The 11,516-nt window shown below is 71.8% G+C and carries 11 protein-coding genes; 4 read left to right on the top strand and 7 right to left on the bottom strand.

Features of this window, described 5'->3' with window-relative positions; all coding sequences use genetic code 11:
• Window positions 1-5: 5 nt before the first annotated feature.
• From ACZ418_RS39215 to ACZ418_RS39200, 4 genes are all read right to left on the bottom strand, one after another.
• On the bottom strand, window positions 6-1,493 hold the full coding sequence (locus tag ACZ418_RS39215) for a glycoside hydrolase family 3 protein (RefSeq protein ID WP_468372685.1): 1,488 nt from the start codon (window positions 1,491-1,493) through the stop codon (window positions 6-8).
• Window positions 1,494-1,501: 8 nt separating this feature from the next.
• Window positions 1,502-2,332 carry a carbohydrate ABC transporter permease gene (locus ACZ418_RS39210; protein WP_468372682.1) on the bottom strand — a complete coding sequence of 277 codons (831 nt, stop codon included), beginning with the start codon at window positions 2,330-2,332 and terminating at the stop codon, window positions 1,502-1,504.
• Window positions 2,329-3,327 carry a carbohydrate ABC transporter permease gene (locus ACZ418_RS39205; RefSeq protein ID WP_468372680.1) on the bottom strand — a complete coding sequence of 333 codons (999 nt, stop codon included), beginning with the start codon at window positions 3,325-3,327 and terminating at the stop codon, window positions 2,329-2,331. The genes ACZ418_RS39210 and ACZ418_RS39205 overlap by 4 nt, the downstream gene beginning before the upstream one ends.
• Window positions 3,328-3,426: 99 nt before the next feature.
• On the bottom strand, window positions 3,427-4,704 hold the full coding sequence (locus tag ACZ418_RS39200; protein ID WP_468372678.1) for an extracellular solute-binding protein: 1,278 nt from the start codon (window positions 4,702-4,704) through the stop codon (window positions 3,427-3,429).
• Window positions 4,705-5,027: 323 nt separating this feature from the next.
• Here ACZ418_RS39200 and ACZ418_RS39195 point away from each other — a divergent pair, with 323 nt between their 5' ends.
• On the top strand, window positions 5,028-5,825 hold the full coding sequence (locus tag ACZ418_RS39195) for a GntR family transcriptional regulator (RefSeq protein WP_468372676.1): 798 nt from the start codon (window positions 5,028-5,030) through the stop codon (window positions 5,823-5,825).
• Between the two features lie 166 nt (window positions 5,826-5,991).
• On the opposite strand, the gene ACZ418_RS39190 is transcribed toward ACZ418_RS39195, so the two are convergent.
• The gene (locus tag ACZ418_RS39190; protein ID WP_468372673.1) at window positions 5,992-6,417 is read right to left on the bottom strand and encodes a DUF6299 family protein; all 426 of its coding nucleotides are present in this window, start codon (window positions 6,415-6,417) and stop codon (window positions 5,992-5,994) included.
• 233 nt (window positions 6,418-6,650) lie between these two features.
• Here ACZ418_RS39190 and ACZ418_RS39185 point away from each other — a divergent pair, with 233 nt between their 5' ends.
• The gene (locus tag ACZ418_RS39185; RefSeq protein ID WP_468372670.1) at window positions 6,651-6,845 is read left to right on the top strand and encodes a DUF5999 family protein; all 195 of its coding nucleotides are present in this window, start codon (window positions 6,651-6,653) and stop codon (window positions 6,843-6,845) included.
• A 10-nt stretch (window positions 6,846-6,855) separates the two neighbouring features.
• Here ACZ418_RS39185 and ACZ418_RS39180 read toward each other — a convergent pair whose 3' ends face one another.
• Window positions 6,856-7,254 (bottom strand): RidA family protein, encoded by a 399-nt coding sequence (locus tag ACZ418_RS39180; protein WP_468372667.1) that lies wholly within the window; start codon window positions 7,252-7,254, stop codon window positions 6,856-6,858.
• Entirely contained in the window at window positions 7,251-8,426 is a 1,176-nt protein-coding gene (locus ACZ418_RS39175) for an acyl-CoA dehydrogenase family protein (protein WP_468372665.1), read from the bottom strand. The genes ACZ418_RS39180 and ACZ418_RS39175 overlap by 4 nt, the downstream gene beginning before the upstream one ends.
• A gap of 608 nt (window positions 8,427-9,034) precedes the next feature.
• On the opposite strand from ACZ418_RS39175, the gene ACZ418_RS39170 reads away from it, so the two are divergent.
• Together ACZ418_RS39170 and ACZ418_RS39165 are read left to right on the top strand one after the other, a co-directional pair.
• The gene (locus ACZ418_RS39170; RefSeq protein WP_468372664.1) at window positions 9,035-10,627 is read left to right on the top strand and encodes an AMP-binding protein; all 1,593 of its coding nucleotides are present in this window, start codon (window positions 9,035-9,037) and stop codon (window positions 10,625-10,627) included.
• A 15-nt stretch (window positions 10,628-10,642) separates the two neighbouring features.
• Window positions 10,643-11,455 carry a PaaX family transcriptional regulator gene (locus ACZ418_RS39165; protein WP_468372661.1) on the top strand — a complete coding sequence of 271 codons (813 nt, stop codon included), beginning with the start codon at window positions 10,643-10,645 and terminating at the stop codon, window positions 11,453-11,455.
• Window positions 11,456-11,516 lie beyond the last annotated feature (61 nt).

Genomic DNA, 11,516 nt, shown 5'->3' with positions numbered 1-11,516 from the left:
GTGCGTCAGCCCGCGACGACGGCCTCGGCCGCCGCCACACCGCAGACGCGGGCGGCGCCGTAGGTGGCGATGTGCAGGGCGCCGCGCGGGGCGGCCTGGGGCAGGCCCATCTCGACGACGACGGTGTCGGGGCGGGCGGCGAGCAGGGTGTCGAGGGCGGCGCGCATCCAGTCGTGCCGGTGCTCGTCGCGGACCACGGCGACGATCCGGCGGCCGTCGGCCGCCGCGAGGGCCGCCTCACCGGCGCCCTCGCCGGTGAAGGAGCCGGAGTCGGTGCCGGGCAGCAGCCGCTCCAGCTCGGCGGCCACGCCCCAGGGGGTCTGGTCGCCGACGGCGATGTTGCGGGCGGGCTCGAACTGGGCGACGTAGGCAGGTTTGTCGACCGGTACGGCGGTGCCGGCGCGGGTCACCCTCAGCGCGCGGCGGGCCGCGGCCAGGCCGACCTCGGGGTCGGGCACGGTCCCGGACGCTGCGGCGCGCGCCCCGGCGGTCCACGCGGCCAGGTCCCGCACCCGGGCGGCCGCGTCGGCGAGCCGTTCCTCGGGCAGTTCACCGGATCGTACGGCGGCCACGAGCGCGTCCCGCAGCTTGAGCACGGTGCCCTCGTCGCACAGCCCGCCGCCGACGCAGATGGCGTCGGCGCCGGCCGCGATCGCCAGGACCACACCGTGCTCCAGGCCGTAGGTGCCGGAGATCGCGCGCATCTCCATGCCGTCGGTGACGATCAGGCCCTGGTAGCCGAGTTCCTCGCGGAGCAGTTCGGTGAGGATGCGGCGGGAGAGGGTGCCGGGGCGGTCCGGGTCGAGGGCGGGCACGAGGATGTGCGCGCTCATGACGGCCCGGGTGCCGGCGGCGATGGCCGCGCGGAACGGGGGCAGTTCCCGCTCGTACAGGGTCTTCGCGTCGACGTCGATGCGGGGTACGGCATGGTGGGAGTCGACGTTGGTGTCGCCGTGGCCCGGGAAGTGCTTGGTGCAGGCGGCGACGCCGGTGGACTGCAGGCCCTCGACCCAGGCGGCGGTGTGCCGGGCGACCAGGTCGGTGCTCGCACCGAAGGAGCGCACCCCGATGACGGGGTTGTCGGGGTTGGCGTTGACGTCGGCGGACGGGGCCCAGTCGAAGTTGACGCCGCAGGCGGCCAGGCGGCGGCCGAGTTCGCGGGAGACGGCCCGGGTGACGGCGGGGTCGTCGACGGCGCCGAGGGCGTGGTTGCCGGGGAAGGAGGAGCCGGTGCGCACATCCAGGCGGGTGACGTCGCCGCTCTCCTCGTCGATGGCGACCAGCAGGTCGTCCCGTTCGGCCCGCAACTGTGCGGTGAGCGCGGTTACTTGGCTCTCGGTGACGACGTTGCGGCCGAACAGGGCGACGGAGGCGAGCCCTTCGCCGAGGCGGCGGCGCACCCAGTCGGGTGCGGTGGTGCCGTCGAACCCCGGCTGGAGCACGGCCAGGGCGTCGCGGGTGAGGGTGTCACGGCCCGTGGCGAGTGTGGTCATCGGCGGTGTCATCCCTTCACGGCGCCGTCGGTCAGACCGCTGACGGCCTTGCGTTGCAGGAAGATGAAGAGGATCAGGATGGGCAGCGCGAACAGGGACGAGGCGGCCATCGTGGCGCCCCAGTCGTCGCCGAAGGCGGTCTGGAACTGCGACAGCCACAGCGGCAGGGTCTGCTTCTCGATGTCCTTGTTGAGGATCAGGACGAGGGGATACTCGTTCCAGGCGGTGATGAACCCGAACAGCGAGGTCGCCATCAGACCGGGGGCCAGCAGCGGGAAGATGACCCGGACGAAGGCCTGTGTGCGGGTGCAGCCGTCGACCATGGCCGCCTCCTCCAGGTCCTTCGGTACGGCGGCCACATAGCCGCGCAGCGTCAGGACGGTCAGCGGGAGCACCATCATCGTGTAGAAGACGGTGAGCGGCACCAGGCTGTCCAGCATGTCGTTGTCGCGGACGATCATGTAGATGGCGATGATCAGGACTTCCCAGGGAGCCATCTGCGCCAGCATGAACGTCACGATGAGCCCGCGCCGGCCCCGGAACCGCATCCGGGCGAGCGCGAAGGCCGCGAACAGGGCGATGACGAGGGAGAAGACGACCGACAGGACCGTGACGGTGACGGAGTTGACGACCAGCGTCCAGAAGTGGTCGGCGTGGATCGCCTTCTTGAAGTGGCCGAGGGTGATGTTCGTCGGGAACCACACCGGGTTGTCGGAGATGATGTCGCCGGTCGGTTTGAAGGCCGTCGCGAACATCCAGTAGACGGGGAACACGAAGCCGACGAAGAGGACGACGGCGGTCGCGTTTGGCCAAATGCGGCCGAAGAGCGAGCGCTTCACAGCTCGTCCTCCTCTTGCTTGAGCACCATGCGCAGGTAGTACGAGGTGATGACGAGCAGCACCAGGATGGTCAGGAAGGAGATCGCCGCGCCGACTCCGAAGTGCTGGTTGCCGACGCCCTCGACGAAGGCGTAGATCGGCAGGGTCTCGGTGAGGCGGTCGGGGCCGCCCTGGTTGATGGCGAAGATCTGGGTGAACGCCTTGAAGACCCAGATGACCTCGAGGAAGGTCGTGGCGTACAGGAAGGGCCGCAGGAAGGGCAGGGTCACCGAGGTGAAGCTCTGCCAGGCGCCGGCCCCGTCCAGGGATGCGGCCTCGTACAGTTCCCTGGGGATCGTGGTGGTGGCGGCGTACAGGTTGATGGCCACGAACGGGATCGACTGCCACACGATCAGCAGGACGACCACGGAGAACGTGGAGAACTGGCTGCCCAGCCAGTTGTGGTCGGCCATGGAGTGCCAGCCGAGCGTGTCCAGCGTCCAGTTGACGACACCGAAGCGCTGGGCGAACAGCCACTGGTAGACGGTGGTGGCGGCGATGGGGGGCATCGCCCAGGCCAGGACGAGGCCCACCAGGAGCAGCAGCCGCATCCTCTTGCCGAGCCGGGCCAGCAGCAGCCCGATCAGGGTGCCGAGCACCATGATGAGCACGACGTTGGCGGCGGTGAAGAAGACGGTGCGCTCGACGACGTGCCAGAACTCCGGCTCGGACAGCACCTGCCGGTAGTTGTCGACGCCGTTCCACTCGGTGAGGTGCTGGATGAGCTGCCGCGGGTTGAGGTTCTGGAACGACAGCATGCCGTTCTTGACCAGGGGCCAGCCGAGCAGGACCACCGTGGCCAGCAGCGCGGGCAGCAGCAGGAGGTAGGGGGCGGCGGCACCGCGGCGGGACGGGGACCCGGAGTCACGGTCCGCACCCCTGGGCGGCCCGGGTATCCGGGCCTTGCGGACAGCGGGCTCCCCGGCCGTGTCCGTGCCTTGGGTCTGCACTGACATGAGTTGCCATCTCTTCCGTGGCCGTACGAACTCCCCGTGCCGTATGTGCGAACGGCACGGGGAGCCGGGGGCGCCGGTCGCGGTGCCCCCGGCGGGTCATCAGTTCTGCTGGGCCAGGCGCTTGTTGATCTCGCCCTCGACGTCCTTGGCGGCCGCCGCGGGAGCCTTGCCGTTGAGCACCGCGGTCATGTAGGACTTGATCGGGTTCGGGGTGTTCTCCACCGCGGCCCACTCCGGGATCAGCGGGGTGGTGCCGCCGACCGCGGCGCCGGGGGCCGCGGCCTCTGCGGCGGCGTTGCCCTTGAGGTTGCTCTGCAGGGCCGTCTTGTTCGGGACGATGCCGTTGAGCTTGGCCAGTTCGCCCTCGTACTGGTCGGACAGGGCGATCTTCAGGAACTCCTTGGCCAGGGACTGCTTCTTGCTGTTCTGGGCGACGGCGAGGTTGGAGCCGCCGAGGAAGACGCCCTCGGGCTTGTCGGCCGTGGCGCCGGGGATGGTGAAGTAGCCGAGGTCCTTCTCGATGGACTTGTTGGCCTGGATGGCGGTGCCGGCCTCCCAGCCCATGCCGATGATGGCGCCCGTCTTGCCCTTGGCGAAGACGGTGGCCTGCTGCGGGGTGGCCTCGTCCTTGTCCTTGGGGGCCTTGGAGTAGGAGGCGTACTGCTTGTAGATGTCCATGGCCGCGGCGACCTTGGGGTCGGCGAGGTTGGAGACGTACTTGTCGCCCTGCTTCTTCACCAGGTCGCCGCCCTGGCCGATGATCAGGCCGTCGAGGAAGTACCAGTTCTGGCCCGGCAGGTAGAGCGGCTCGGCGTCGGTCTTCTTGCCGATGGTCTGCAGGTCCTTGAAGAACTCGTCGCGGGTCTTCGGGGTGGACTTGATGCCGGCCTTCGCCCAGATCGCCTTGTTGTAGATGACGACACGGTTGGCGAAGTACCACGGGGCCGCGTACTGCTTGCCGTCGTACACGGAGGACTGGGAGACGGACGGCGTCCAGTCGGCGCCGGTCTCCTTCTTGAGGTCGGCGAGGTCGGCGAGGCCGCCGGTGGCCGCGTAGGCCGGGGTCTGGGTGTTCCCGACCTCAAGGACGTCCGGCGGGTTGTCCTCGGAGAGGGCGGTGGTGATCTTCTGCTGGATCCCGTCCCACTTCTGGATCTCGAACTTCAGCTTCGCGCCGGTCTTCTTCTCGAACGCGGCCTGGACGTCCTTGCTCCACTGCGGCGGCGCGGAGCCGTCCATGGTCCAGACGGTGAGCGTCTGGCCCTTCCAGCTGTCCGGTCCCGCGTCCTTGCCGCTGTCCTTGCCGTTTCCGCCACACGCCGCAACGGAGACCATCATGCCCGCGATCACGATCGCGGCAGCGAGCTTGCGCTTCACGCCACCCTCCTCAGGGATGCCACTAACCCCCCACGCCCTCGGCGGTGACCTGCGTACGACGCTGTTGCACGTAGGGCTCGGGACCTGGCCACTAATGGTGTAGACCAGTAGGGTGGAGCTTGGCCTAGACCTTTCGGGGTGTCAAGGGTGGTCCGGGAAGCCGATTGCGGCCGTTACGAGAACGTCACCGGAGTACGTCCGTCCACATCCGCCCCTTTCGCCCGGCCATCCGGTCGGACCGGACCCGGCGAGCGAGTTGGACTAGACCATAGGGCAGTTGGTCGCTATAACGGGAGACCGTCGACACAGCCGGGAAGGCAGGCATGACCACCGACGTCAGCAGCGCCCAGCCGCACGGAGGGGCGTCCGGCCGCACCGCGCGCGTGCCGAAGTACTACCGGATCAAGCAGCGACTGCTCGCCATGGCCGAGGAGTTGGAGCCCGGCTCGGCGATGCCGGCCGAGCGGCTGCTCGCCGTCCGGTTCGGCACCTCGCGGACCACCGTCCGGCAGGCGCTCACGGAACTCGTCGGCGAGGGCCGCCTGGACCGGATCCAGGGCAAGGGCACCTTCGTCTCCCAGCCCAAGCTGTACCGCACGCTCCAGCTGACCTCGCACACCGAGGACATGCGCGCGCAGGGCCTGACCCCCGCCTCGCAGGTGCTGGACATCGGGGAGATCCCGGCCGACCAGCGGCTGGCGGAGCTGCTCGGCATCGGCATCGGCGAGCCCGTGCTGCGCATCGAGCGGCTGCGGCTGGCCAGCGGCGATCCCATGGCGATCGAGACGACCCACCTGTCCGCGCGGCGCTTCCCCGGCCTGCGCCGCTCGCTGTCGACCCAGCCCTCGCTGTACACGGCGCTCGCCGAGGTGTACGGCGTCCATCTCGCGGAGGCCGACGAGACCATCGAGACCTCGCTGTCCACCCCGCGCGAGGCGCAGTTGCTCGGCACCGACGTCGGGCTGCCGATGCTGCTGCTGTCCCGGCACTCGCGGGACGCGGCGGGCACCCCGGTGGAGTGGGTCCGCTCGGTGTACCGGGGTTCCCGCTACAAGTTCGTGGCGGCGTTGCGCCGTCCGGCGGGGGGAGCGGTGGTACGGCGGGCGGGCGGCTCCCGGTGAAGCGACGGTGTTCCGTCAGTCCGGGAACGCCGTCTCTGTCCACCGGCGTACCGCACGCGGGCGCGTACGGCGCAGCCGATCCACGGTGTCGGCGGCCTCCTGGGCACCGCCCGGGCCGCCCGGCGCGGGAGGAGGTGCCGGGCCGCCCGGCGCGGCGGGACGACCGTCACTTGAGCGTGACGTCCTGCTCCTTGACGGCGTGGAAGGCCGGCAGCAACAGCACCATGCCGCCGTCGCGCAGTTCCGTGACCGTCGCCTGCACATGGGCCTCGCCGGCCTTCAGGGTCTTCGACGAGATCTTGCCGGAGTTCTCCCAGCGGTGCTCGGCGCCGTCGCACCGGGCGGGGCTGCCGCCGATGCCGTACTCGGTGGTGCGGTCCCCCTGGCTGATGGAGGAGCTGACGAAGGCGACACCGCCGGCATCGGTGCAGCGGTAGGTGCCGGTGAGCGTGATCGTGCCGTCCCTGGCGATGTGGCCGGTCGGATCGACCGTGACGGTCTCGGACGAGTCGGCGGCGGCTGCGGGGGCGACGGCGACACACAGCAGGGCGGCTGTGCCGAGGGCCGCGGCGAGGGCGGGGCGTACGGGCACGGGTACCTCCGGATCCACGGAATTGGTGGTTCCACTGGTACCGGTCGGCCGGGCCGTGGGGGCGTGACCGTCACTCCAACGGTGGCGCGTCATCGAACCGTCCGGGAGTTGTCCGGGTGTTGTCACGCTTCACGGCGCGCGGTTCCGGGGCGTTCACGACGGGAGCATGGTCTATCCATGACGGGCGGCGGCCGCACCCGCCGGCCCCTCACATCCCGATGTGGAGGTGCGCCATGTGCTCCAACAAGTCCTCGTGCCCCGCGTCCGGTCCCGCCCCGCGGCACCCGGTGGCCGCCCACCCCGAGCAGGGCTGGACCTTGCTGTGCGACGGCTCGATCGTGTTCGACGACAGCGGTGAACTGCACCCCGACGGCAGCGTGGTCCCGCCGTGCCGACTCCCGGCGGAACGGCTCGCCGCGGCCGCCTGACCCCGGCCGCCTACGGCAGCACCGCGAACCCGTCCAGCTCCACCATCGCCTGCTCGTCCCACAGCCGTACGACCTGGACGACGGCCATCGCCGGGTAGTCCCGGCCCGCCAGGTCCCGCCAGATGCGGCCGAGCCGGCCGGCGTGGGCGCGGTACGCGGCGACGTCCGTGGCGTAGACGGTGATCCGGGCGAGGTCGGCGGGGGTGCCGCCGGCCGCGCGCAGGGCGGCGAGGAGGTTGCCGAGGGCGCGCTCGAACTGCTCGGGGAGCGTGTCGCCGGTGACCTTGCCGTCGGCGTCGAGGGCGGTCTGGCCCGCGAGGAACACCACGCGCGAGCCGGTGGCGACGACGGCGTGCGAGAACCCCGTGGGCGGGGACAGCTCGGGCGGGTTGACGCGCTCGGTCGTCACCGGGACGCCTCCTCGGTCTCCTTGGCCGATTCTTCGGTCTCCTTGGCCGATTCTTCGGTCTCCTTGTACAACTCCTTGGCGATGATGCCCCGTTGGACCTCGCTCGCGCCCTCGTAGATACGCGGGGCGCGCACCTCGCGGTAGAGGTGTTCGAGGAGGTGGCCGCGGCGCAGGGCGCGGGCGCCGTGCAGCTGGACGGCGGTGTCGACGACGTACTGCGCGGTCTCGGTGGCGAGCAGCTTGGCCATCGCGGCACGCTTCGGCACGTCCGCCGCGCCCTCGTCGTACGCCGTCGCCGCCGCGTAGACCATCAGCCGGGCCGCCTCGGTGCGCAGGGCCATCTCGGCGACCTGGTGGGAGACGGTCTGCAGGTCCATCAGCCGGCCGTCGAAGGCCTCGCGGCGACGGGTGTGGCCGAGGGTGGCGTCGAGCGCGGCCTGGGCCATGCCGACCGCGAAGGCGCCGAAGCTGGGGCGGAAGAGGTTGAGGGTGCCCATGGCGACGGCGAAGCCGCGGTCGCGCTCGCCGAGCACGTCGTCCACGGTGACCGGCACGGCGTCGAAGTCCAGGGCGCCGATGGGGTGCGGCGAGAGCATGTCCAGGGCGGTGCCGGTGAGCCCGGGCCGGTCGGCGGGGACGAGGAAGGCGGTCACGCCGCGGGCTCCGGCACCGGGTGTGGTGCGGGCGAAGACGGTGTAGAAGTCGGCCTCGGGGGCGTTGGAGATCCAGCGCTTGGCGCCGGTGAGCCGCCAGCGGCCGTCGCCGTCGGGCTCGGCCGCGAGGGACAGCGCGGCCGCGTCCGAACCCGCCCCCGGCTCGCTCAGCGCGAAGGCTGCGACCGCGCTGCCGTCGGCGACCCTGGGCAGCCAGCGCTCGCGCTGGGCGGGGCTGCCGTGGGCGTGCACCGGGTGGGCGCCCAGGCCCTGCAGGGCGAGCGCGGTCTCGGCCTCGGTGCAGGACTGGGCGAGGGACTCCCGCATCAGGCACAGGTCGAGCGCGCCGGAGGTGAACAGCCGGGCCGACAGCCCGAGTCGGCCGAGCTCGGCGAGGAGCGGCCGGTTGACGTGTCCGGGCTCGCCCTTGTCGGCGAGCGGGCGCAGCCGTTCGGCGGCCATCGTGCGTAGCTCGGCACACCAGGCGGCCTGCCGCGGTTCGAGCGAGAATGCGGGCACTGCCGGTCCTCCCTCCGGTCCGGGCCACCCTGACCCTTTCCGTTCGCCATCCGGGACGGAACCCTCGCGGCCCCACCCCTGCCATCCGGGCGGCCACCAGGGGCCCTCCCCTTCGCCGCCCAGGACAGGACCACCACAGCCCCACCCCCTGCCATCCGAGCGACCACCCCGACCCTTCCCGTTCGCGGCCCGGAACGGAACCCTCGCGGCCCCACCCCCACTGCCATCCGGGCGACCACCAGGGGCCGGTCCCGTTCGCTGCCCGTGGAGGGGGCCTTGGGACCCCTCCCGGTGCCGTCCGGGCTGCCGCCGAGGCCTGCCTGTCACGGGCCTCCCCGACAGGTTCCGGCGGCGGCCGACAGGCCCTGGCGCTGCCGCCTCCCGGTTGGGCCCCGGCGGCCCCCGTCACATCCCAGGTTGGGACACCAGGACCCTTCCCCCTCCCGCTCGGGGCGGCGCCCTCGGCCTCCCGGGGTCCCTCCTGACCTTATCGCGCAAGCTTGACTGCCGTCACCAACACGATACGCTCGATCCGCGAGCCCACCAGGACGCCGGTGCCCACCACGACGCCCGTCTCGACGTTTGTCACGGCAAGGGGGCGAACCGCCATGCATCGCTCGGCCCATGTCGACACCTTCGCGCGCGACCATCTGCCGCCGCCGGACGAGTGGCCCGAGCTGCGGTTCGACCTGCCGGAGCTGCGCTACCCCGAGCGGCTGAACTGCGCCGTCGAACTCCTCGACGACACCGAGGCGGACCGCCCTGTCTTCCACACCCCGGACGGGCCCAGCTGGACGTACGGCGAGCTGCGCGCACAGGTGGACCGGATCGCGCACGTGCTCACCGGCGACCTCGGCGTGGTCCCCGGCAACCGGGTGCTGCTGCGCGGCCCCACCACGCCCTGGCTGGCCGCCTGCTGGCTGGCCGTGCTGAAGGCGGGCGCGATAGCCGTCACCGTGCTGGCCCAGCAGCGCCCGCACGAGCTGGCCACCATGTGCGAGATCGCCCTGGTGCGGCACGCGCTGTGCGACATCCGCTCGGTGGCGGACCTGGCGAAGGCCGACATACCCGGGCTGCGGATCACGACGTACGGCGGTGACGGCCCCGACGACCTCCTCAACCGCCCGGCGCCCGGCACGCCGTACCCGGCGGTCGACACCGCCGCCGACGACGTGGCCCTGATCGCCTTCACCTCGGGGACGACGGGTCGCCCGAAAGGGTGCATGCACTTCCACCGGGACGTGCTGGCGATCGCGGACACCTTCTCCCGGCATGTGCTGCGCCCCCGGGCGGACGACGTCTTCACCGGCTCTCCCCCGCTCGGCTTCACCTTCGGCCTGGGCGGCCTGGTGGTCTTCCCGATGCGGGCCGGCGCCAGCTCCCTGCTCCTGGAACAGGCCGGGCCCCGCCAGTTGCTCCCCGCGATCGCCGAGCACCGCGTCTCGGTCCTGTTCACCGCCCCGACCGCCTACCGCGCCATGCTGGAGCATCTCGACGGGTACGACGTCTCCTCGCTGCGGCGCTGTGTGTCGGCCGGCGAGAACCTGCCCGCGGCCACCTGGCGGGCCTGGCACGAGCGCACCGGCCTGCGTGTCATCAACGGCATCGGCGCGACCGAGCTGCTGCACATCTTCGTCTCCGCGGCCGACGAGCGGATCAGGCCGGGCACCACGGGGGTGCCGGTGCCGGGCTGGCAGGCGCGGGTGCAGGACGCGCACGGCACGCCGGTGCCGGACGGCGAGCCCGGACTGCTCGCCGTGCGCGGTCCGGTGGGCTGCCGCTATCTCGCCGACCCGCGCCAGCGGGTGTACGTACGCGGCGGCTGGAACATCACCGGTGACACCTACGTCCGTGAGCCCGACGGCTACTTCCGCTATGTGGCCCGGGCCGACGACATGATCATCTCCGCCGGGTACAACATCGCCGGACCGGAGGTGGAGGACGCGCTGCTGCGGCACCCGGACGTGGTGGAGACGGCGGTCGTCGGCCGCCCGGACGAGGCCCGCGGACAGGTGGTGGTCGCCTACACCGTGCTGCGCGAGGGCGCCCGGCGCGACCCGGAGGCCCTGACCGTGTTCCTCAAGTCGGAACTGGCACCCTACAAGTGCCCGCGCGAGTTCGTCTTCCTCGACGCGCTCCCGCGCACCGCCACCGGCAAGCTCCAGCGCTTCCGGCTGCGCAGCGAAGGTGACCGGCAGTGATGCCGACGACCTAAAATGATCAATGTGTCCGAGCAGCACGCCCCCAGGTCCCTCATCGTCACGCTCTACGGCGCGTACGGCCGCTTCATGCCCGGCCCGGTGCCCGTCGCCGAGCTGATCCGGCTCCTGGCCGCGGTCGGCGTGGACGCGCCCTCCGTCCGCTCCTCGGTGTCCCGGCTCAAACGCCGCGGCCTGCTGCTGCCGGCCCGCACCGACCAGGGCGCGGCCGGCTATGAACTCTCCCCAGAGGCACGGCAGTTGATGGAGGACGGCGACCGGCGCATCTACGCGACCACGCCCGTGGAGGACGCGGGCTGGGTGCTCGCGGTGTTCTCCGTGCCCGAGTCGGAGCGGCAGAAGCGGCATGTGCTGCGCTCCCGGCTGGCCGGCCTGGGCTTCGGCACGGCGGCTCCCGGGGTGTGGATCGCCCCCGCGCGGCTGTACGAGGAGACCCGGCACACCCTGCGCCGACTGCACCTGGATCCGTACGTCGACCTCTTCCGCGGCGAACACCTGGGCTTCGCCCCGACGGCCGAGGCGGTCGCCCGCTGGTGGGACCTGGCCGCGATCGCCAAGGAGCACGAGCGGTTCCTGGACGCGCACGCCCCGGTGCTGCGGTCCTGGGAGCGCCGCAGCAGCACCCCGCCCGAGGAGGCCTACCGGGACTATCTCCTCGCCCTCGACTCCTGGCGCCACCTGCCCTACACCGACCCCGGCCTGCCCACCGATCTGCTGCCCACGGGCTGGCCGGGCGTCCGCTCCGCGAAGGTGTTCCGCGCCCTGCACGAGCGACTTCGGGACGCGGGGGCGGTGTTCGCCGGGGTGTGAGACGGGGCGGTTTCACAGGGAGGTCAGGCAGTACCGCCGATCAGCCGGGGCAGCGCCAGGT

It is taken from the genome of Streptomyces sp. NPDC030820 (assembly GCF_055572075.1).
The sequence above is the reverse complement of the archived record's forward strand: the minus strand, read 5'-3'. Positions and strand labels throughout refer to the sequence as shown.